The sequence below is a fragment of the Butyrivibrio sp. NATIVEDY162 genome, from assembly GCF_045999815.1.
In the GTDB taxonomy this organism is placed as follows: domain Bacteria; phylum Bacillota; class Clostridia; order Lachnospirales; family Lachnospiraceae; genus Butyrivibrio.
This window is the reverse complement of sequence record NZ_CP172573.1, coordinates 3,634,218-3,656,486: the sequence shown is the minus strand read 5'-3', so window position 1 is coordinate 3,656,486 and position 22,269 is coordinate 3,634,218. Positions and strand designations below refer to the sequence as shown.

Sequence of the window (22,269 nt, the reverse complement as noted above, 5' to 3'; positions counted from 1 at the left end):
AATCAACCGTAATACACCATAGAATTCTACTGTCGAAAACTAGAACACATAGATTTAGACAGTAAACTAAACCTTTTTCATTCTGATAAAGTCGAAAAATATTCCTTGAAAAATATTCGATCGCAGCAAACTGATTTGCTACGTGAATCAGAAACGCGGCTGGCGCTGGATGGCCAGCCGTGGTAACTAGAATAATCTTAGATAAGTAAATCGATTTGGTTATGCGGTTGTCTTAGTAAGCAAGACAACAGTCTCCACATACAACGTCTTTCTGCAGTAATTCCTTACGAGCAAAGGCAGATTCTTTCACCCAGCTATTTGCCATACTATAAACATCATATAAGTGCCTTGCATATCTTCTAGGCAGAACCTTTCCTTGCGGAAAATTAGCCATCTTATGAAGTATTGTAAGTTTCTCCCAGAAGGTTCGCTCAACATCTATTGTCAGAATATCTGTTGTTTTCTGTTCAAAAGCATTCGGATACTCTGTTGCTACAAAAGGCTCAACTCCGGTTACATGAGATGGCATCCATTCAGCCAGTGGTCCTATCTCTAATCTGACTACAGGCACTAAATAATCCATAGAAAAATCTCTTGGATAATTAAAATTCACAACCATAGGATCATTGGCATCAACTTCCATCCAATCTTCCTTGCCAAGTTTTAATGCTAATTCTTTATTTAAAGTTGGAACCAGTTCTTCACTATAGAATAAAGCCGCATGAGCATTTATTTCCTTGTTATACTGGTCCTGTTTTGTCTTTGATCTCTCATCCCAAGGATTAGTATTGTCTGTCAGTTTTCTCCAATCCAATATCAGGTCGATATCTTCGGAAAATCGCTCTATAACATGGTAGGACTTTGAAAGACTTGTTCCTCCCTTAAATACAAACGCATCCTTATATACACAATCATGAAATAGATGGTCCAGCATAAAACACACCCAAAAATCCTTTTCAACAATAGAAGGATGCATTTTCATTTTCTCTGCTGTACGAGAAAAAAGGACCTCCCTGTCCTCTTTACTGAGTAATGATACATTTCTCACCTAATACATGTCTCCTTTATTACTTTATATATCCACGCTGTCGTTGTTATTGCCTCACAAAGTATAGTTTCCTTATCCGCTTTCGACAGCACATTTGATAATCTTTCTGTATCTTCCTGCTGTATTTTATCTTTACCTATATACTTAATTGCCTGAATGACAGCTATCGTAATGAAACTTTTACCAGATATTTCCTTATTAGCACAATGCTTAAACTCAACCTGATACGAACCAATTTCATATTTACGATATGGGCCATCACTTATATAACTCCAGGTATTAGGTACCTGTGTAGATAAATGCAGATAATTTAAAGCCGTCTCTCCTGAAGGAGCAATAGTCCAGTTATGTTTTCTGGCAATAGCTTCTGCTACTTTCTCAATATTAGGAGCACTATACTCTCCTAATAACTTACTGTAAGACGGCTTGTCATATATTCCCTTTATGACCCGCCTGATTGTTCCAGATTCACCAAGCCTCGATAATGCCTTGTTGGTAGGATCTGTTCCAGCAATATCAATAAAATCTATAGCCGAAAAAGCATAGCCAGAGCCGGAATTCTCTATTCTTTTTTCTATTTCAATCTGATATTTTTCTCTCATCTTACATTCCTTTCGTCAGATAAATTATATAGTTTATCTGACGAATTTGCAAGATTTCTCACCATTTTCGTCAGATAAATTGTATAGCTTATCTGACGAGCTGTCACAATTATTATGCAAAGATTGTGACAACATAACATACTTCAAATCAGTTATTCGGAATTTCCGAACAACTGCCAAAGAACTCCAGGATCTGTTTCACCGACACAGGATAAAAGTTATTTGCATCCACTCCGACATCATACCTGAGCACACCTTCGTTCCTGTTCTGCTCGTTATAATCCATTCTCGCATGTATGTGCCCATGTAGCTGAATACTTCCGCTGTTTTTCTTGGGCCATGACAGCATAGGATAATGCATAAGTGCGAAATATCTTCCATTAAGTGAAACCGTCATGAAATCTTTTATGTCTTCAAATAATACTGGATCATATTTTTTATCATGATTCCCATTTATCAGATATTTCTTGCCCTTCATTCTAGCTATAACACTGTTGGCTTCATCGACACTCATATGGTGGCAAATATCTCCTAGAATGTAGACAGTATCATCCTTACCGACAACTGCATTGTAGTTTGTAAGTAGTATCCGGTTCATATCTTCTACAGATTCAAAAGGTCTGTTCTGCATGGTTATGATGCCTTTATGCCCCAGATGTAAATCACTTGTAAAATATATCATTGGCCCCCCTTTACACTTCTATCTTCTCAAACTCCCTCGATACCGAATCAATCACTACCATCGCAGATTCACCGATTTGCCGTCCGTCTCGATAAGTAGAAAATACATCCGTTGAGATAAATCCATTTTCCTCATAGATCTTATCAACTGGAGTATGCCCTACAACATGTGTATATGTCTCTTTTCTAAAAGCGTCAACATTCCTGTGCTGTGGTCTGAACCAAAGCGGCGAATCATCATTCCATAGATACTTAGATGAGGCATCATTTATAATAGATAAAATCTCATCTATATCAGCATCAATTAGTTCTTCATTCAAGTAGCTCACAAAGTCTTCTGTCAGCCCACCATGGCAAAAAAGGACATTATCAATCCTATGGATAATAGCTATCTGTGAAGGATCTGGCAGCACATTAGTCAGCTCCTCCAGTTTGGATATAACTGTTCGCTCCGAATACGGAGAATAACCGGTTTCGAGCTTGCCCCACGGATAGCTCACATCATGGTTACCATAACACCACAGCGTATCAGGATTCTCTTTTGCAAATCTAATAGCCCGGTCAAATGTGTCTCTATAGCGCACAATATCAAGTTCCATATCCCAATCATCTGGAATATCCATTAAGCAAACTGCTCTATCAGCTTTGCCACTGCGTATTATTTCTTCTGCTCTGTCAAAAATCCAACTTTTCAAATGGATATCAGGTATTACAAGAACTTTCATTTCTTATACTTCTCCTTAAGTTCTTTCTGAAATTCCTCACGAGTCGCCTCACCATTGAGCATCCTTCCAAGCTCCTTTTTTCCTGAATCACCAAGTCTGAGGTTGCTAATCTCCAACGTGGCTTCAGTCTGACGTAAAGCATCATAATAAGCCTTGTAACGATATGCAGTTCTCCTGCTTATTTTGCCTTCTGCTACAATCTCCATGATCGTCATGCCACTTTCAAATTTGACAGCAAAGTCATTATATGACTGCGTCCAAGCTGCATCATGTTTCTGTCTGCCAGCAAACTTACGACCTCTGTATTCCTCAAGCTCAGCTTTCAGATTAGCATTTTCCACTTCCAGTTCACTGATCCTTTTCAGAGCATCTTCCAAAGTGGTTATCATATTTACCTCCTGTGCCAATTTTTTTATGACACAATTATAGCCATTCAAAAAGAGAGTGTCAATTTAATATTGACACCCTCCATGAATCTATTCTTATTAACAGGCAGTTTATTGTTTAAAGCGCAATCTTTATTGTCTTCCTATCAGGATTCTTGGCTACTACTCTGTCCTTATCACCGTCCGACCAGAACCGATCAATGATATAGCAGTCGTGGCAGCAATACTTCCGGCCCTTCTTCCCATATGATGAAAAGAAGCGGCCACAATAGGCGCAGACTTGATTGTAATAAGCGCCAGCGGATTTATTACCTGCCTCAGGATGCTCTTTCCACCACCTTCTCCTGCACTCATCTGAACAAAAGAGCTTTTTCCCGGAATGAGGCTTTCTGACAAGATGCTTTCCACAATACTTGCAGTTATCAGGGGTATTGCGATGCTCCCTATATTGCATCTTTACCTGCTCTGCATATCCATCAAGGCCATGTGTCTTACTATAGTACCTGACATTCTCACGAGAAGTTCCAACAACTATGGCTATGGACTTATACCCAAGTCCCTTATGTCGCAGCTCCGTAATCTGACGTGCCATTTCTGCATTCATTGCGATACCTCCTTATTTGAACATATAGTATTTGTCCGCCGAAGCGGTATACCATACATCACTTATAAGGAAGGAATAGTCAAGACTTAATAATAAATGGTTTGTCGCAAATGCTATTGAATCTGCTAATTAGCTTCTTTCAATGCTACTCGTACTTTCTTACATCCATATGCAACCTCTTCGCCTGCCCCAAATGTCAGAATTCTCAATCTCAAAATACTGTCCCGGACTGTCTGCCGGAACCCACTCAGGTAAAATATCTATTATCCAATATTGCTTCTGAAGCAGTTCTTCAACTTTTGTCTCCATTTTTCCCTCATTCCCCCTAAACACACAACAGTGCATAGCCCTATCAGCAGCCATGCACTGTTATAGTATATCATCATCTTCCTGTTTTACGGAACGACAATCCGTATTTCTTAAGTTTTCTGATTATCTTCTCATCTTTAGTAGGATCATATTCTGAATCGCAGTACAGGTACTTTGGAGGATCGATCTTCTCAAGCTCCACATCCACAGGAATAGAATTCCCCTGATTTGCTCTGATGAGCGTTTTATCTTCATTGAAAGAGTATCTCTGTTTCTCATCAGTACGGACAATCTCTTCAAGCATGGAGTAAACTAACAACTATAGGACTACTAATCAAACAACAAAAAAAGATTCCGGCAGAACATCCCAACTAATGGGCATTCTACCGGAATCCTTATTATTTAAGCCTTTTTCAGCTATTCTTCTGTTCTGTCTTGGTTAGCAGAACCACCGTCTCAACATGAGATACGGGGGCTATCTGTGAATTTGTCCATCACGTGTGCAAATCCCACATATCTACAGTGTTTTTTAGCAGTTCTATTGTCTCGCACATTTTAATCTCGACGGGGCTATTTTATAATTTCTACCACTTCACTCTCCGTTCCGGGGTTCTTGCGGACAGCGGTAAAGAACAGTGTCTTATAGACCAACTGATCCGGATTGCGTGAATCCCATCCTGTCTCATATCTGAATCGCGGCACCTGGTTGAAGTGTTTAACGGCCACATAGTCGGTGACGCTGAAGATTCCGAATAAAATGACGGCACAGGCAGCTATGCAAATAATACGCTGCACTCTCCTCGCCAGAATTCTTCTCGTTAAGAAATAGATGCCTGTGATCAATAAAATGCTCCCGATCACAGAGTAGATACTTCCCCAGCTGCTTTCACTCGGAAATATCGATAATGCCGATACGATAACAAAGATGCCGAACCCCGACAGCAATGCGCCGATGATCCTCTGCTTTCCTGTTTTTAATTCATTACGGCTATACTCCGCCATAGCCACAGCAGTTTCTTTTGTTTTCTGGTTCATGTTCTCGCTTTTCCTTTCTCCATTGATGATTTCCGGTATGCTTACGTCATAGAACTCGGCGATCTCGACCAGCATACCGATATCAGGCATATTGCTTCCTGTCTCCCATCGTGATATTGTTCTGTTTGAGACATTCAGTTTTTCAGCCAGATTCTCCTGCGTCAGATTTTTCTCTTTCCTCAGTTCTTTCAGGAAAGAGCCTATCTTGATCTGATCCATATGGGCGACCTCCTTTCTATGCCATGATACGATCCAGCATCATCCTTTAACACGACACAAAGCGAGAAATGCCGTATTTCGCCGCCGGACAATGATGTCTACCTGCTTAAATTCCTGTTATTTCTTACGTTTGGAACTGTACTTCGTACTTCTGCGTTTCCAGCCCTCTTCTGTTCTCTCCATATTGCTGCGCATCGCCCGCTCGATCTGCACCGCCTCAAATTTCTCCTTGGAGATGATTCCAGTGTGGTGATTGCCAAGCTTATACCGGTTCCCAGAGTCACCGGAATCCGCGATTGCTACATCCCCGGTATATTTCATGTTGGTCAGGATGGATTCGATCGTATGCTTGCTCCATGTATCTTTCCCTTTGGGACTTTTAATCTGTTTGCTCTCAAGCTGCTTCTTGATGCCTACCGCGCTTGCCCCTTCCAGATACCAGTCAAAGATGTTCCGGACGACCTCCGCCGTTTTCTCATCGATGGCAAGCATGCCGTTTTTGTCTTTGTAATATCCATAGCACGGTCTGTCATATAGACCGGATGTGCCGTTGGCCGCTCTTTGCTTCAGACCGATTCTGATATTCTCGCTGCGCCACTCATTTTCCGTTTGCTCACAGACTTCGATCATCGACAGGAGCAATTCGCTGTCCACGGTTTCAGTATCGATCTTGTCACGTTCAAAGATGATCCTTTTCCCGGCATCCTTGATCTTTCGTACTGCCTCCAAAGTTTCGACAGTATCTCGTCCGAAGCGACTTATGCTCTTCGTAAGAACGATATCGATATGTCCGTTTTCGCACTCCCTGATCATACGGTTGAATTCTTCTCTTGTAGATCCCGTCTTTGCCGTACCTACATCAATAAAGATATCCGCCACAAACCATGTCCGGTGTGCTGACGCAAGACGTGTAAGTCCCGATATCTGATTGGCAAGGCTGTCGAGCTGCTCTTTGCTGTTTGTACTGACCCGGGCATATATACCGACACTGTAGTCTTTGATGACACGGGTTTTCTCTATGCGTACGACATTCTTAATGTCATCCATATGACATTCTCCTTTTTTGCCTCGTTTAGTTTCTTTTTTATTATAATGATACCTGGGCAATTTTACAATATTTATCCTGACAACAGTTCCCTTGTTAAACACCCTCCGAACCCTCAAAAAATAGTAGTTCCCTTGTTACGCCAAGGGCAAAAAGCAGTTCTCTTGTTACACACCCCGAAAACTCAGTGTTGGCAACTGTTGTCATTAGGCATAAAGAATGGACTCCGGCAACGCTGCCGCTTCTGGCAATATTATCGGAATCCCTTGATTTCAAGACATTTTATGTACTTTTATTCCTTGACCCTTGACATCAATACTACCGTCTCCACATGATTCGTCCACGGAAACTGATCCACAGCAACAGCTCTCTGGACGTAGTATCCGCCCTCTGCAAGAATCTCGAGATCACGTGCCAGGGATGTAGGTTTACAACTGACATAGATCATGTGCTTAACGTTGTAATCAATGATCTTCTTAAGAGCCTTGGGATTTATACCTTCACGCGGAGGATCAAGGATTATGAGATTAGGCTTATCTTCAATATCATCAAGAACTTTTAATACATCACCTGCAATAAACTCGCAGTCAAGAAGGTGATTTCTTGCAGCATTCTCTTTGGCTGCTGCCACTGCTTCCTCTACAATCTCAACACCTATAACCTTGTTAGCAATAGGTGCAATGATCTGAGCTATAGTACCTGTTCCGCAATACAGATCGAATATGATCTTATCTCCCGGATCCTCGCTTGTATTGTCATAAAGACCGTCTATATATTCTCTTACGGTTCCATAAAGTACCTCGGCGCTAAGAGAGTTCGTCTGGAAGAATGAAAAGGGAGTAATCCTGAACTTCAATCCAAGAAGTTCTTCATAGAAATAATCCTGTCCATAAAGAATTGTCGTTCCTTCGTCTATGACAGCATCTGCCTTGGAATCATTAACCGTATGAAGAATTCCTACTATATGTCCTGAAAGCTCAAGAGTTAGCAGTGTATCCCTGTACTCTGAAAGATCATGATCCTCCTGAGTTGTCGTAACCAGGTCTATGAGAATATCGCCTGTCTTCACTGCCTTTCTGACAAGAAGATGTCTCAAATAGCCTGTCTGTTTCATTCTATGATAAAAAGAGATTTTTCCATCTTTATACAATTTTCCAAAGTAAGAAATGGTAGCGCTCAGAATCTGGCTGTAATCATCATCAACAATCCTGCATCCTGTAACGCTTACAATATCATGCATGCTGTTTCTTTTATGCATGCCAAGTGTGAGGGGACCACCAATCTCCTCATCACCAAAAGTAAACTCCATTTTGTTTCTGTAAGCAAACTTTACGGGACTAGTCTTTATTCCCTCCCAGGAGTAACTCTTAGTCTGCTTTTCCAAAATCGGATTAAGAATATTTCTTACCTGCTGCTCCTTGAGTCCAAGCTCCTTGACATAGGGCATGGTAAGATAATTGCAGCCTCCGCATTTTCCGAAGTGAATGCAGGGGCTATCTATAGCATCAATAGGCTCTTCGAGAACCTCGAGGAGCCTGCCTTCTGCTCTGCCATTTCTGTTTTTAATAATCACACATGACACCTTCTGTCCGGGCAGGGTATTCTTTACGACTACCTTTCCATCCGGTGTCTCCATAATGCCTTTATTTGGGAAGTCTACGCGAACTATTCTTCCCGTTACGATATCTTTTTTCTTCATTTCTCCAAATCCAGATCAACGAAATCGTCATCATCAAAATCGTCGAAATCGTCATCATCATAATCAAAATCATCCTCGTAATCGGGCATCATGTAATTGAAAACTAAAAATGCAATTGTAGCGACAGCTGCAACAGCACCAAACACAGCAAGACACCATAAAATGATGTTGGAAGGTTTCTTGGCATTGTCAGCCGCCTTCTTCTCTAAAAGTTCATTGATCCTTACTGTTTCAAGAAGTTCCTCAAGTCTGTTTTTTTCCATTACTTACCCCTTTCCTGGATGCAATTATTTGTAGTTACATTTACACTAAATATATTCTATACCTTTAATCGTTCACAATCTATCGAATTGCCAAAGTTTATACTTTTTTTAGTTTAGCAAAAGCAGCAAACATAATCTTCTGTCCGTACTCGTCAAAATTAATTGTAACCTTGTAGTCTCTGGGCTCCTTAACGATGTCAATTACAGTACCAACACCAAACTTCACATGGAGCACTCTGTCCCCTACACCATAGTCAAGTCCTGCAGATGTAGGCGCCCCCTTGGACAGTCCTGCAAGTCCCGGCTTACCAAGAGCTGCTTTGCTATGAGCACTTGCAGCACCTGCAATGAAAGGTTTATCCTTTGGAACTGCTCTCTTTTTAGGCGGAGCTGCCTTGGCAACCGGTCTTCCATAGGAAGGCTGAACTGCTGCCGAAGTTCCACCGTAAGCACTTCTTTTTAGAGGTGATGACTGAGCATTCATTCCATATGCAGGCTTGGAAAAGTCCATCTTCTTTTTGAAAATCCGCCCTGTATCCAAATCTATATCGTCGTCATCATCTATTGCATCACCACCGTCAAACTGGTATGAGCTCTCAGCAAAACCGACTTTTTCCAAAAGATTGTCGGGTATTTCTGTCACAAATCTGCTCATGCGATTGTACTCAATCTGGCCACGGTTCATTCTGCTCTTGGCACAGGTCAGAGTAAGATGCTTCTTAGCTCTCGTTATTCCAACATAAGCAAGTCTTCTCTCCTCCTCAAGTCCCTCAGGGTCTGTATCCTCACTCATAAGTGTCATATAACTCGGAAATACATTCTCCTCCATTCCTGCAAGATAAACGTGATCAAACTCAAGACCCTTGGCACTATGAAGTGTCATCAAGAGAACCTTGTCATCATCCTCAGACACATTGTCAATGTCTGCTACAAGCGCAACCTCTTCAAGGAAACCGGTAAGCGTAGGCTCATCCTCTTTTTCCTCATAGGCTGTCATCTTGGAGATAAGCTCGTCAACGTTTTGCTGTCTCTCATTATCCTCAGTGGTATTATCGCCTTCATCAAGTGTATAGAGATAATCTATGAATCCGATTTCTCTAATAACATGCTGAAGCAGCTGATCCAGTCTCGACTCCTTTGAAAAAGCTCTGAAAACTCTGATCATCTCGGCAAACGCCTTAATCTTTGCCTGCGCATTTTTATTAAGTCCGGGTATCATGTCAGCCTCTGCGCATGCCTTCAAAAAGCTGAGATTATGTGTATCTGCGTACTCCTGAACATGTGAAATGCTGGTAGCTCCGATTCCACGCTTTGGAACGTTGATTATTCTTCTGGCAGCAAGATCATCTGCTCCTGAATCTATCGTCTTAAGGTATGCAAGCAGGTCCTTGATCTCACGTCTTCCATAGAAGTTCACACCGCCTACAAGGTCATATGGAATTCCCTCGTAGACAAAGCGCTCCTCTATAAGTCGGGACTGAGCATTTGTCCTGTAGAGAACAGCGATATCCCTATAGTCCGCCTTCCCCGTTTTCTTTAGCTTACAAATATCCTGAGCAATGTATTCTGCCTCCTCAGGTGCCTGATTAACCTGCTTTAGTTTAACAAGTTCGCCCTTTCCCTCGTCTGTCCAAAGTGCCTTATCTTTACGTCCGTAGTTGTTTTTTATGACGGCATTTGCCGCATCCAATATGCACTGGGTTGATCTGTAATTCTGTTCAAGCTTTATTACAGTTGCCTCCGGATACACTTTTTCAAAATCAAGTATGTTCCTGATATTGGCGCCTCGGAATCTGTAAATACTCTGGTCATCATCACCTACAACACAGAGATTCTTATATCTGTCCGCAAGCAATCTTATAAACTCAAACTGAACGTTGTTGGTATCCTGATACTCGTCCACCATGATATAGCGGAAGCGCTCCTGATACTGTCCAAGGATATCCGGTTCCTTCTGGAACAGCTTAACTGTATTGATCAGCAAATCATCAAAATCCATGGCATTATTCTTTTTTAATGTATTCTCATATTCAAGATAAGCCTTGGCTATCTTCTGTTTTCTGAAATCAGTTCCGGCTGCCTGGGCATACTCATGTGCATCTACACAATTGTCCTTTGCATGGGATATGGCTGATTGTATTGTCCGTAGCTTAAGCTGCGTGGTCTCAAGCTGGTATCTCTTACAGATGTCCTTTAAAACGGACTTTGAATCGTCTGTATCATAGATTGTAAAGTTGTTATCATATCCCAGTTTATCAGCATATCTTCTCAGGATTCTTACACAGGTTGAATGAAAAGTTGCAACCCATATGCTCTCGGAACCAAATCCGACGATTTTATCAACACGCTCACGCATCTCGCCTGCTGCCTTATTTGTAAAGGTTATGGCAAGTATATTCCACGGATTAACACCGCATTCGTCAATTAAATAAGCGATTCTGTGCGTCAGCACTCTGGTCTTGCCCGAACCTGCACCTGCGAGTATCAGCACCGGACCATCTGTCTGCAGAACCGCTTTTTTCTGTTCGCTATTTAGTGTATCGTAAATACTCATTAAAAACTAATTCCCTTTCGAATAATTCCCCTCATCTGTCAGCACTGCTGATACTTTTACTTTTTTCTTCGCTTTGTATCCTTCCTGGAGCCCTCAGGATTTCTTTCCTCTTCGACATGATCAATAATATTTTCGATGAGAAGCATTTTCATGAAAACATCATATGCGAGCAAGGATATGAAATTGAGCATCTGAAGCTCTTTTCTATCCTCACCCTTTGCTTTGGGAAAAGAATTCTGAGCACTCTCATATTTTTCCTCAATATCCTTTTTTAGATGAGCTATTATCTCATCCTGCTCGTCATAGATTGTCGTGTAAATATCCTTTAGATTTATATCAGCATCATCATTCCCAAACCGCTTGTAAAGGGGCTCAAACAGTGTCTGTATATCACTGAAGGATAAGATATTCTTATAGTAATATATAAATATCAAAAGAATGATATGGTCTTTAGAATATTTCTTTTTTATCGGCGGCGGCAAAAGATCATTTTTGGCATAATTATTGATCATGGTCTTGGTAAGTATCTTATCTACTCCAGGATGTCTGACGGATTTCTTGAGACTATCCTCCATGAAGGTCAGGAGCTGATCCATATACAGGTCAATGTTTGGAATATCGCTTACCTTAACCTGCTTGGCTCTGTCCAGACTTGCCATTATGCTGTTTAACAGATCATCATAATCCAGTGTCATTATATTTCTCCGATATATGTTCTAATAATATTATTTTAATCCGCCCTTTACTTCATCTGCCTGATGCATCATCTCTCTGGCATTTTCCAAAACAGAGTCAGTTATCTGAGCTCCTCCCAGCATTCTGGCCAGCTCGGATACTCTGTCATCATCCGATAGTCTGTGTATCCTGGTTACAGTTCTCTCCTGACCGCCCTCATCCTGCGTTCCCTTGGCTATCTCATAGTGATTATCAGCCATGGCAGCTATCTGCGGCAGATGGGTAATGCATATGATCTGGTGTCCTCTTGCAAGAAGTCCCAGCTTTTCAGAAACCTTCCAGGCAGTCTGCCCGCTTATTCCGGTATCTATTTCATCAAAAATGAGAGTATCTATATCGTCCTTCTCTGCCACCACCGTCTTTATGGCAAGCATTATTCTTGAAAGCTCACCGCCACTGGCAACCTGGTCCAAAGGTCGTATTTTTTCTCCCGGGTTAGTGGAAATCATGAATTCCACATCATCAAAACCGCCTGCTGTGATTTTCTCTTCATCAGGCCTTACTTCTATCTCAAATCTGACATCGATGAAGTTCAGGTCTTCAAGAGCCTTTTTTAGAAGCTTTGATAATGCATCAGCATTCTTCTTTCTAAGCTCTGATATGCTCTTACATATGGAAACAGTCTCTTCGTGAAGTCTCTTTTCATCAGCAAGAAGCCTGTCTCTGTATGCCCCCAGATCCTCAAGCTTTTTCAGCTCCTCTTCCTTCTCATCGCGATAGGACAAAACAGCCTCAATGCTTCCACCGTATTTATCTTTTAAATGGTTTATGAGATTAAGTCTGTCTTCAGTAATCTGAAAATCCTCAGGGTCAAATTCAAGTTCATCAATATATGATGCTATTGAGTGTCTGAAATCCGATAACAAATTATCGATATCAGACAACTGTTCCAAGAGCTCAGCAGCCTTGTCATCATAGCTGCTAACAGAGGAAAGTTCTCTTACTGCCCTTCCTATGGCATCTGCAGCACTGTCATTAGAGTCTCCGGCTCCGGTAACCTCAGCAGCTATTCCTGCTGCCTCAGCTATTTTTCTGGAGTTGACCATTCTCTTATATTTTGTCTCCAGCTCATCATCCTCGCCGGCTCTGAGGTCAGCTTCATTTATCTCATTGAACTCAAAGCTTGCAAGATCCTTTTGTCTCTCTCTTTCTCTCTCATCGAGGTTAGTTTCCTCAAGACATTTGAGCACATCTTTCCAGTTTTTGTAGGAAGCCTCACATTTTTCCTTTAGCTTTACAAGCTCTTCACCTGCATAATCGTCAAGAATTTCAAGATGCTTCTTTTTATGCAAGAGCTCCTGATGGTCGTTCTGACCATGTATGTTTATAAGTATGTTGGTAAGATCACGAAGCTGCCTTGCGCTTACATTTTCTCCATTAGCTTTGCAGACGCTTCTTCCCTCCATGATTTTTCGCTGAAGAATCAGTGTGCCGTCATCATCAACAGGTATATCAAGCTCCTTAAGAGCCTGCAGCTGCTTTTTATTCGTAATACCAAATGCCAGCTCTATAAGAGCATATTCAGCACCGGTTCTTATCATACCGCTGTCAGCCTTTGCACCAAGTGCCAGATTGACGCTTCCGATTATTACCGATTTACCTGCGCCGGTTTCACCACTCATAATGTTGAGACCATTTCTGAATTCAACCTCCTGCTCATTTATAAGAGCCAGATTTTTTACATGTAGACTGTATAACATTTTTTACCTCTTTCCTTTCGTGCTTCTTCGGGCATACTAAGGAAGAAATATATTCGATCAACCAATTAATTCGTTCAGTGTATTTATAACCTTCTGAACATCTGCCGTAGTTCGTATTGCCGCCATGATAGTATCGTCACCTGCAATACAACCTACTATATCTTCAATTTCAAGTGCATCAAGAGCTGCAGCTACTGCCATAGCCATTCCTGATACCGTGCGTATCACAAGAATATTCTGCGCACTATCCATGCTTATAAAGCCGGCTCTTAATACGTCGGCATATTTGTCATTCATAGAAGTACTGTCCTGAAGATACACATATTTGTGTCTTCCATCGGGAGTTGCCCTTTTGGTGAGCCTAAGCTCCCTTATATCTCTTGAGACAGTTGCCTGCGTGACCTTGAAGCCTGCAGCATTAAGCATATCTGCAATCTGCTCCTGTGTCTCAATGACGTTATTCTGAATGATTTCAATAAGCTTACTCTGTCTTTTTTTCTTCATACGAGTTTTTTCCTTAAAATATTCAAAAAGCTCTCACTACTGAGTTTAAGTATCCTTGTGGTCTGTTCAGCGCGGGATATATCTATCCTGTCACCACTTTCCATGATAACGCGCTTTCCGCCGTCAAATGAAGCCTCAAGCCTCTGTACACTGTCTCCTCTGCCCTTACCTATTTCTATGGTAACCTTATCCTTTTCAGAAAGAAGAATTGTCCTTGCATTTGCAGTATGCGCACAGATAGGTGTGAGTAATAATATCTGAGCCTTGGGATCAACTATAGGTCCACCGGCTGACATATTATATGCCGTTGAGCCGGTAGGCGATGATAGTATTATTCCATCTGCCTGATAGCTGGTAAGAGGCATATCATTTACATATACATTAAAACTGAAAACCTGAAGTGATGAACACCTCGCTATTACGATGTCATTAAGCGCGTAATTTACTACGCCCTGCTCCTCGCCCTGACACAGAATCCCCTGAAGCATCATACGGTCTTCAATCTCATAATCATCTGCAAGCAGCTTATCCATGGCATTTTCTGCCTCAGAAAGTTCAACCTCCGTCATATATCCAAGTGTTCCAAGATTAACTCCTATGATCGGAATATTCCTGCCAAGAACATTTCTTGCAGCCTGGAGCATTGTTCCGTCGCCTCCAAGTACTATACAGCACTCAAAATCCTCCGGCACCCTGCAAATATATTCACGGTTACCGTTGGAATCATCTGCACGTTCCATCTCAGCCACCTCGCATGTAGCACCATGTAGCTCGAGATATTCACGAATTCTCGCGGTTTCCTTCATGTCAGGATCCTTGCTCTTATTAGCGATTATGAAAAACCGTTTCATATTTTTAAAGCTCCCCGTGTGCTCTTTTTACCGTCTCCTGAATAAGCTTTGAAATCTCCGGATCTGAAGATTTCCCATTTCCTGCTTCAATTACGTCAGCAAGCATATGAAGTCCTGTGCCCTCATTTATTTCGCTGACCTCTATATTCCTGCTCTCATCCTTATGAATATAGAGCAGATATTCTATATTTCCCTCCGGTCCCCTAACCGGTGAAAAATCAAGATTCAGAACCTTAAATCCTATAATATCCGCAAAATCGATTACCTTGCGAATAACCTCTTCATGCGTTTCGGGCTCTCTTACAACACCCTTCTTGCCGACCTTTTCTCTTCCGGCTTCAAACTGGGGCTTTATAAGACAAACCATCTCACCACCGTCTTTAAGGAGTTTTCTGGCAGGAATCAGTATCTTTGTCAGTGATATGAATGATACATCAACAGATGCAAAATCAAGATCATCATCTATATCATCCCTTGTAAGATATCTGAAATTCGTCTTCTCCATGCAGACAACTCTCTCATCAGACCTGAGCTTCCATGCGAGCTGTCCGTGTCCTACGTCAACCGAATAAACCTTTACAGCTCCATTTTGAAGCATGCAATCGGTAAAGCCTCCGGTGGAAGCGCCTATATCCATACAGACAAATCCATCCAGGGTAAGCTCGAAGCTCTTCATTGCTTTCTCTAGCTTTAAGCCTCCTCTGCTGACATAAGGCAACTGATCTCCTTTAACTTCAAGTGATGTAATTTTTGATTCATCAAAGGATGTCCCGGGCTTATCCTCTCTCTGACCGTTTACAAAAACATCTCCCGCCATAATGACGGCCTTTGCCTTTTCACGTGAGGTAGCAAGTCCTCGGGAAACCAGAATGACATCAAGCCTTTCTTTAGCCATTTATTGTTATTTCCTCGTATTTTCTAATTACCTTTTTGGCAACAGACTCCGCATCAACTCCAAGCTCTTTGTAGAGCTGATCGCATGAGCCATGGGTTACAAACTCATCCGGCAGTGCTATACACAGCTGAACTAAGTCTATTTCCTCATCGCAGATAAAGCGCCTTACCTGATCGCCGAAGCCTCCGGTAATAACATTTTCTTCCATAGTTACGATGAGCTTGTGCTTCTTGGAAGCCTCTTTGATATAGTCTTCATCTATGGGCTTAACAAATCTTGCATTGGTAAGTGAGCAGTTGTATCCCTTTTCAATAAGTATCTCCCTTACCTTCTCTGCAGTCTTTACCATACTTCCCACAGCAAAAAGTACAATATCCCTCTCCTTATAGATGGGTTCAGCTTTCCCCATCTCTATGGGTGCTCTGAATTCGTGAAGTCCATCGTAGGCATTTCCTCTGGGATAACGAATTGCGGTAGGTCCTTCAAACTGAATAGCAAACTTCAGCATATCAGACAGCTCCCACTTATTTTTTGGGGCCATGATATGCATGTTTGGCATACTTGATAGATATGACAGATCAAAAATTCCCTGATGGGTCTCACCGTCACTTCCTACAAGTCCTGCCCTGTCTATTGCAAATGTAACGGGCAGATTCTGCAGACAGACATCCTCAAGTACCTGATCGTATGCTCTTTGTAAAAATGAACTGTAAACCGCAAAAATAGGATGATATCCGCCAACAGCAAGTCCTGCTGCAAATGTTACGGCATGCTCTTCTGCAATACCCGCGTCAAAGAATCTCTCAGGATACATGTTCCTGAATCTCTTTAAACCTGTTCCGTCAGCCATAGCAGCGGTAATTGCAACTGCCTTAGGCTCCCTCTCACCTATCTTGCACATTACAGTGCTGAAAATATCCTGATAATTTGCTGTGGTTCTGGGATTTCTCGGAATACCGTTTTCAATAAGGAAAGGCTCCGTTCCATGAAATCTCGCAGGGTGTCTCTCAGCAGGCTCAAAACCCTTACCCTTTTTAGTAACCACATGTATCATAACTGCTTTGCGAACCTTCTTGGCTTCGCGAATAGCAGCTCTAAGCGCTGAAATATTATGCCCATCAATCGGTCCGAGATAAGTAATTCCCAGGTTCTCAAATACCATTCCGGGTACAAAGAGCTGTTTGAAGCTGTTCTTTGCTCTTCTGATACCATTTACCATCTTGGGACTTGAGTTTTTAAGGGAATTATAAATATCATCTCTTAAATTAAGATAGCCTTCATTTGTTCTGACAACATTGAGATATTTAGCCATACCTCCGACGTTTTCCGAAATAGACATCTCGTTGTCGTTAAGGATCATAATAAAATTAGTATCCAATTTTGCAGCATTATTTAATGCTTCATAAGCTAGTCCACCTGTCAGTGACCCATCTCCGATAACAGAAACGACTGTGTATTTTTCATCGGAAAGCTGTCTTGCTCGTACCATTCCAAGACCTGCTGACAAGCTGGTTGAGCTATGACCTGTATCAAAGCAGTCACAATCAGATTCCGATCTCTTGGGGAATCCGCTCATGCCTCCGAATTTTCTAAGATTGTCAAAGCCGGCCTTACGACCTGTGAGAAGCTTGTGGGTATAGGATTGATGACCGACGTCCCATATAATCTTGTCCTTTGGTAAATCAAGTTCAAGATGAAGTGCCATAGTAAGCTCTACCGCTCCAAGGTTCGAAGCAAGATGCCCACCTGTAACACTTATTTTTTTAATAAGAAATTCCCTTATCTCCTTTGCAAGCTCAGGAAGCTTAGCTGTGGGAATTTTCTTTATGTCATTTGGCTTATTGATATTATCAATTAACATGTCAGTCCTCATTTATTTCGTGATATCATCCATGTCACGAGGGGAATCAAAAATGTACCGGCCCCCTCAAACCCTGAAAGAATCTGTATTGCTTCATCAGAAAGCTTCTTAACCTCAGCCTTGGAATCCTCCAAACCATGTAAAGTCACATAGGTTGTTTTCTCGTTCTTCTCATCGGAACCAATCGGTTTTCCAAGCTCAGCCTCATCTCCTGTGACATCAAGCACATCATCCTGAATCTGAAAAGCGACGCCGATTTTTCTTGCTGCCATCTCTATATCGTCTAATGTCTTCTTATCAGCTCCGGCTAAAATAGCACCTATCATCATACTGCTTTCAAGCATTGCAGCTGTTTTATTTTCATGAATAAAAATAAGCTCTTCCTCTGTGGCTTCAGCCTTGCCCTCAGCTTCAATGTCAGCACACTGGCCGCCAACCATACCGTAGATTCCGGCTTTACGGGTGAGAATCTCAAGAGCCTTAGCTCTTCTGTCACTTATATCACCATCAAAAGGCTTCAGCTCTTCTTTACAGAAAAACACCTTCAGAGCAGTTTCATATGCATAGTTCAAAAGACCATCACCGGCAAGAGTTGCCATGCCCGGACCATAAACAACATGTGTGGTTTTTCTGCCGCGCCTGTATTCATCGTTATCCATAGCGGGAAGATCATCATGCACAAGCGAATATGTATGAATCATCTCAATAGCCGCCATAAATGGCCGGATAAGCTCCATATCGCTGCCGCCAAGAAGCCTGAACATTTCCATCATAAGTACAGGTCTTATGCGCTTTCCTCCTGCCATAACACTGTAGTTCATGGCTTCAATTACAGTCTTCTGATATCCTTCTTCTGCCGGAAGGAATTTTTTAATGACAGCTTCCGCCTCTGCTGCTTTCTCATCCAGTTGCTTTTCAAACTCAGGCATCACTCAAAATCCTCCGTATGTCCGTCTGACATGACTTTTTGAACCTTCTTCTCAACCTTATCTATTGAGTCATTGCAATGCTTTAAGAGGTCCATCCCCTCTTTAAACAGCTTAAATGAATCCTCCAAAGTCACGTCACTCTTTTCAAGCTCTTTTATTTTCTCATCTACCTCACTAAAGGCTTCCTCAATAGTGAGTTCCTTTATATCCTTTTCCTTTGCCATATGTTCCTCATCCCTAATCGCTGTCTAAAAGCTATGTTAAATCGCTCATGAGTCTGACAGCGCAACAGCCTTGGTTCCAATTACCTCTGCATCAATAACACCGTCTTTGACATTTATTTCAAGCCTGTCACCTGCACTCACACTCTGAATGCTTCTGACATTCTGCCCCTTTTCATCAGATATATATGAAAATCCGGACTGAAGCTTATCAAGCGGGCTAAGTGCCTTTAGTCTCTCTATATCAACATCCAGAAGATGTCTCTTTTCCCTGATTATATCCGTTATAAGTCTCTCAAGCCGTTCTGTGCTCTGAGCTGCTCTCATCCGCTGATCCCTGATTTTGGCTTCGGGAGACAGATGTTCCAAAAGTCTCTTGTCGCTTGCAGCCTTATCTCGAAGTCTTGATATCTTATCATTCATTCTTCTTGAGAGTATATCTGCATACGCATTTATGTCCTGAATCAGAAGATCAATCTCATAAACAGCAAGCTCTGCTGCAGCCGACGGCGTAGGTGCTCTTAAATCTGCCACAAAATCTGCGATAGTCCAATCCGTCTCATGACCTACTGCAGATATTATGGGTATGGGGCAATTAAAAATCGCCTCAGCAACTTCTTCCTCGTTAAATGCCCATAAATCCTCTATAGAGCCGCCACCTCTGCCAACTATGATCACGTCAACGTTCATGGCTGTCAGCGTACTGATACCGCGAACTATACTGTCCTTAGCCTGATCTCCCTGAACAATTGCAGGATATAGATAAATCTGAACGTATGGATTCCTTCTGGTAGAGATATTGATGATATCCCGAACTGCAGCACCTGTAGGAGCTGTAACAACGCCAAGCGTCTTGATATGTTTGGGAATCTCCTGCTTATATTCTTTCGCAAACATTCCCCGTTCTTCAAGCTCTTTTTTAAGCTTTTCAAAACGCTCAAATAAAGCACCCTCTCCATCTAACTCAATTTTGGTAGCGTAGAGCTGGTACTTGCCGTCGCGTTCATAGACATCAACCGATCCCGTAACCTGAACCTGTTGTCCCTCCTGCATCCGAAACTTAAGTCCGGTCGCAGCACTTCCTCGGAACATTACACATGAAATCGCTCCGGACGCATCCTTAAGCGTAAAATAGATGTGACCGGAGGAGTGATATTTGCAGTTACTGATCTCTCCCTTCACCACCAGGGATGAAAGAAGAAAATCCTGCCTGAACATATTTTTTATATAAGAATTTATCTGCTCAACTGTATATACGTTACGCAAACTTAGCCAGCACTCCGTTTACAAAGGAGGATGCGCCGTCCTGACCAAATTTCTTAGACAGTTCAACCGCCTCGTTAATTGCTACTCCGGTAGGGATGTTCTCGTCAAATTTAATCTCGTAAACCGCAAGTCTCAAAATAGCAAGTTCAACCTTGCCAATACGGCCTGTGTCCCATCCGGTAGTAACCTCATTGATGAGCTTATCGATATCAGTAAGCTTCTCTGCAATACTCTCATAACGAGTCTTCACAAAGTTCACATCTGCTTCGCTCATCTCAATATCGTTTGTTTCAATAAAGAGGTCCTCCTGCTCTCTCATCTCTTCCTTGGTGTTGAACTCAACGCGGAATAGGAGCTGAAAAACCTGTTCTCTTAATTCTGATCTTGTCATATTATCCTCTGTGTTTATTTATTCAGGCATTGTGATTCCGGCAATGCGAACATTGACATCTGTAACATCGAGTCCGGTCATGCTCTCTACCTGGCTCTTAACTCTGTCCTGCACAAGTTTGCTGGTAGCAGGTATATTGTAGCTATAGTTCATAAGAATTGACATATCCACACGAACCTTACCATCATTTACGAAAATTCTGGAGCTCTTCTGAATATTCTTAGGACTTGCTTTCTCAATAGTATCACTTGTATAATTGCCAGCCATAGCACTTACGCCATCAACCTCAAGTGCTGCAAGGGCTGCAATCTTGGAAACAACATCATCAGCGATCTTAACTGATGCGATTCCCTTGGATTTAATAAGTGTATTATTCTGTACTTCCTTTTCCATAATAATCACGTTCCTTTCATAATGAAATCTTTATAATTATACAAGATATAAAAACAGAGGGCAACTTTTTATGTTTGCCCTCCGTCTGAATCACTTATTCATTTTTCAAGCTGAAAATTATTTGTTCTTCTTGTTGTCTTCTATATATTTATCAAACTTTTCAAGCTGCTTAGCTGCAAATGCTCTTCCGCCGACACCGAAGGAAATTGCAAATGCTACTGCAAGAGCTGCGATAATAATGATGAAGGCAGAGTTAACGATTGTAGTAGCAATGCCAAGCTGGTTGAGAACCATGATGATTCCGATAACAAAGATAACTACCTTGGAAATCATTGCATAGCCATTCATACCGTTTTTCTTAAGTGCCTTCTCAGCAAGGATTGCTGCAAAGTATGTAAGTGTAAGAACAATAATAGCAGCAAGTACCTTAGGCATATAGCCGATAATTGAAGCACCTATGTCTGTAAGCACCTTAAGATCTACTACAGCAAAGCCCTGAGCGATAAAGATAATGTTGATGACAACCTGTACAACAGTACCTGTAACTCTTGAAAGGACAAACTTCTCTGTCTTACCTTCTGTAGCATCTGTGAGCTTTTTATCAACACCTGTTGAAGCAAGAAGCTGAGTTACTATCTGTCCTGTAAATCTGCCGATAAGATATCCTACAAATACTACAAGGCATGCTACAACGATGCGAGGAATGTAATCAATTACAACTGAGAGCATGTTTACAGCAGGTGCTGTAATTGCGTCAATCTTAAGTACATTCAGTGCAACGATGAAAACAGGAATCATGATAAGGACATACACAATATAAGCAAGTGTGTATGAAAGCTTAGCATTGTCCTTAACCTCAAGACCTGCCTTTGCCTGAAGCTCGTCAAGTCTGAGCTGTGCAAAAAGAGGTGCAAGAAGTGCACGTACTGTAGTTGCGATGATATTGCCTACGAAGATAACAATTATTGCAGCAAGAATGTTGGGAACATAACCCCAAACTGTGTTCAAAAGGCCTAAGATAGGACCTGAAATGCTATCTATTCCAAGTGCAGAAAAAATCTGTGGAATAAAAAGCAGAAATACCAGGAAGTAAACCAGCTTACTGATGTAAGTAATTGTTACTCCGGGTCTTGGACCGTCAGCTCTTGATACGATAAAACCGAGCTTAGTGTGTGTGAGAAGCTTGATGATAAGGGATTTTGCTATAGATGCAGCAATGTAAGCTACAAGCAAAATAAGCAGTGCTACAACTACTTTCCCCAGTCCCCCAAATATTCCGGTCATAAAATTTGTTAGATTTAACATACCATTTCCTCCTTGTTTTCAACAAAGCTATGAACATTTTATCACACG

24 protein-coding genes and 1 pseudogene are annotated in these 22,269 nt (G+C 41.8%); all 25 read right to left on the bottom strand.

The genetic code is table 11. From position 1 onward, the window contains the following. Positions 1-232 precede the first annotated feature (232 nt). On the bottom strand, positions 233-1,048 hold the full coding sequence (locus ACHCNF_RS15915; protein ID WP_408070722.1) for a nucleotidyl transferase AbiEii/AbiGii toxin family protein: 816 nt from the start codon (positions 1,046-1,048) through the stop codon (positions 233-235). Continuing rightward, the gene (locus ACHCNF_RS15910; RefSeq protein ID WP_408070721.1) at positions 1,045-1,650 is read right to left on the bottom strand and encodes a DUF6088 family protein; all 606 of its coding nucleotides are present in this window, start codon (positions 1,648-1,650) and stop codon (positions 1,045-1,047) included. The genes ACHCNF_RS15915 and ACHCNF_RS15910 overlap by 4 nt, the downstream gene beginning before the upstream one ends. A 148-nt stretch (positions 1,651-1,798) precedes the next feature. Beyond that, positions 1,799-2,332 (bottom strand): metallophosphoesterase, encoded by a 534-nt coding sequence (locus tag ACHCNF_RS15905; RefSeq protein ID WP_408070720.1) that lies wholly within the window; start codon positions 2,330-2,332, stop codon positions 1,799-1,801. A 10-nt stretch (positions 2,333-2,342) separates the two neighbouring features. Further along, positions 2,343-3,056 (bottom strand): metallophosphoesterase, encoded by a 714-nt coding sequence (locus tag ACHCNF_RS15900; protein WP_408070719.1) that lies wholly within the window; start codon positions 3,054-3,056, stop codon positions 2,343-2,345. Beyond that, positions 3,053-3,445: a hypothetical protein gene (locus tag ACHCNF_RS15895; protein ID WP_408070718.1), complete on the bottom strand. Its 393-nt coding sequence runs from the start codon at positions 3,443-3,445 to the stop codon at positions 3,053-3,055. Before ACHCNF_RS15895 ends, ACHCNF_RS15900 begins: the two co-directional genes overlap by 4 nt. A 115-nt stretch (positions 3,446-3,560) precedes the next feature. Next, positions 3,561-4,046, bottom strand: coding sequence for an RNA polymerase subunit sigma-70 (locus tag ACHCNF_RS15890; protein ID WP_408070717.1), 486 nt, complete (start codon positions 4,044-4,046; stop codon positions 3,561-3,563). 159 nt (positions 4,047-4,205) lie between these two features. Further along, positions 4,206-4,355 (bottom strand): hypothetical protein, encoded by a 150-nt coding sequence (locus ACHCNF_RS15885; RefSeq protein ID WP_408070716.1) that lies wholly within the window; start codon positions 4,353-4,355, stop codon positions 4,206-4,208. Positions 4,356-4,518: 163 nt separating this feature from the next. Beyond that, positions 4,519-4,659: pseudogene (locus tag ACHCNF_RS15880) on the bottom strand (RNA 2'-phosphotransferase); the annotation flags it as partial. 266 nt (positions 4,660-4,925) lie between these two features. Beyond that, entirely contained in the window at positions 4,926-5,609 is a 684-nt protein-coding gene (locus ACHCNF_RS15875; protein ID WP_408070715.1) for a helix-turn-helix domain-containing protein, read from the bottom strand. A gap of 117 nt (positions 5,610-5,726) precedes the next feature. Further along, positions 5,727-6,758, bottom strand: coding sequence for a recombinase family protein (locus tag ACHCNF_RS15870; protein WP_408070714.1), 1,032 nt, complete (start codon positions 6,756-6,758; stop codon positions 5,727-5,729). Positions 6,759-6,946: 188 nt separating this feature from the next. After that, positions 6,947-8,353: a 23S rRNA (uracil(1939)-C(5))-methyltransferase RlmD gene (gene rlmD, locus ACHCNF_RS15865; protein WP_408070713.1), complete on the bottom strand. Its 1,407-nt coding sequence runs from the start codon at positions 8,351-8,353 to the stop codon at positions 6,947-6,949. After that, entirely contained in the window at positions 8,350-8,616 is a 267-nt protein-coding gene (locus ACHCNF_RS15860; protein WP_408070712.1) for a DUF4366 domain-containing protein, read from the bottom strand. Before ACHCNF_RS15860 ends, rlmD begins: the two co-directional genes overlap by 4 nt. Positions 8,617-8,713: 97 nt before the next feature. Next, positions 8,714-11,170, bottom strand: coding sequence for an ATP-dependent helicase (locus ACHCNF_RS15855; protein WP_408070711.1), 2,457 nt, complete (start codon positions 11,168-11,170; stop codon positions 8,714-8,716). 56 nt (positions 11,171-11,226) lie between these two features. Then, entirely contained in the window at positions 11,227-11,865 is a 639-nt protein-coding gene (locus ACHCNF_RS15850) for a DUF1836 domain-containing protein (RefSeq protein WP_408070710.1), read from the bottom strand. A 30-nt stretch (positions 11,866-11,895) separates the two neighbouring features. Further along, entirely contained in the window at positions 11,896-13,605 is a 1,710-nt protein-coding gene (gene recN / locus ACHCNF_RS15845; RefSeq protein ID WP_408070709.1) for a DNA repair protein RecN, read from the bottom strand. A 57-nt stretch (positions 13,606-13,662) separates the two neighbouring features. Continuing rightward, complete coding sequence (gene argR / locus ACHCNF_RS15840) at positions 13,663-14,109, bottom strand: arginine repressor (RefSeq protein ID WP_408070708.1); 447 nt, start codon at positions 14,107-14,109, stop codon at positions 13,663-13,665. Then, a complete protein-coding gene (locus ACHCNF_RS15835; RefSeq protein WP_408070707.1) occupies positions 14,106-14,960 on the bottom strand; it encodes an NAD(+)/NADH kinase in 855 nt (284 codons plus the stop codon). Before ACHCNF_RS15835 ends, argR begins: the two co-directional genes overlap by 4 nt. A 4-nt stretch (positions 14,961-14,964) precedes the next feature. Then, a complete protein-coding gene (locus ACHCNF_RS15830) occupies positions 14,965-15,855 on the bottom strand; it encodes a TlyA family RNA methyltransferase (RefSeq protein ID WP_408070706.1) in 891 nt (296 codons plus the stop codon). Then, positions 15,848-17,716, bottom strand: a complete 1,869-nt coding sequence (gene dxs / locus ACHCNF_RS15825) for a 1-deoxy-D-xylulose-5-phosphate synthase (RefSeq protein ID WP_408070705.1) — start codon at positions 17,714-17,716, stop codon at positions 15,848-15,850. Before dxs ends, ACHCNF_RS15830 begins: the two co-directional genes overlap by 8 nt. Before the next feature lie 8 nt (positions 17,717-17,724). Beyond that, entirely contained in the window at positions 17,725-18,645 is a 921-nt protein-coding gene (locus ACHCNF_RS15820) for a polyprenyl synthetase family protein (protein ID WP_408070704.1), read from the bottom strand. Then, on the bottom strand, positions 18,645-18,869 hold the full coding sequence (gene xseB / locus ACHCNF_RS15815) for an exodeoxyribonuclease VII small subunit (protein WP_408070703.1): 225 nt from the start codon (positions 18,867-18,869) through the stop codon (positions 18,645-18,647). Before xseB ends, ACHCNF_RS15820 begins: the two co-directional genes overlap by 1 nt. 45 nt (positions 18,870-18,914) lie before the next feature. Further along, the gene (gene xseA, locus ACHCNF_RS15810; protein ID WP_408070702.1) at positions 18,915-20,132 is read right to left on the bottom strand and encodes an exodeoxyribonuclease VII large subunit; all 1,218 of its coding nucleotides are present in this window, start codon (positions 20,130-20,132) and stop codon (positions 18,915-18,917) included. Further along, on the bottom strand, positions 20,125-20,523 hold the full coding sequence (gene nusB, locus ACHCNF_RS15805) for a transcription antitermination factor NusB (RefSeq protein WP_408070701.1): 399 nt from the start codon (positions 20,521-20,523) through the stop codon (positions 20,125-20,127). Before nusB ends, xseA begins: the two co-directional genes overlap by 8 nt. A gap of 18 nt (positions 20,524-20,541) precedes the next feature. After that, positions 20,542-20,916: an Asp23/Gls24 family envelope stress response protein gene (locus ACHCNF_RS15800; RefSeq protein WP_408070700.1), complete on the bottom strand. Its 375-nt coding sequence runs from the start codon at positions 20,914-20,916 to the stop codon at positions 20,542-20,544. A 117-nt stretch (positions 20,917-21,033) separates the two neighbouring features. Further along, complete coding sequence (locus ACHCNF_RS15795) at positions 21,034-22,221, bottom strand: mechanosensitive ion channel (RefSeq protein WP_408070699.1); 1,188 nt, start codon at positions 22,219-22,221, stop codon at positions 21,034-21,036. Positions 22,222-22,269: the final 48 nt, after the last annotated feature.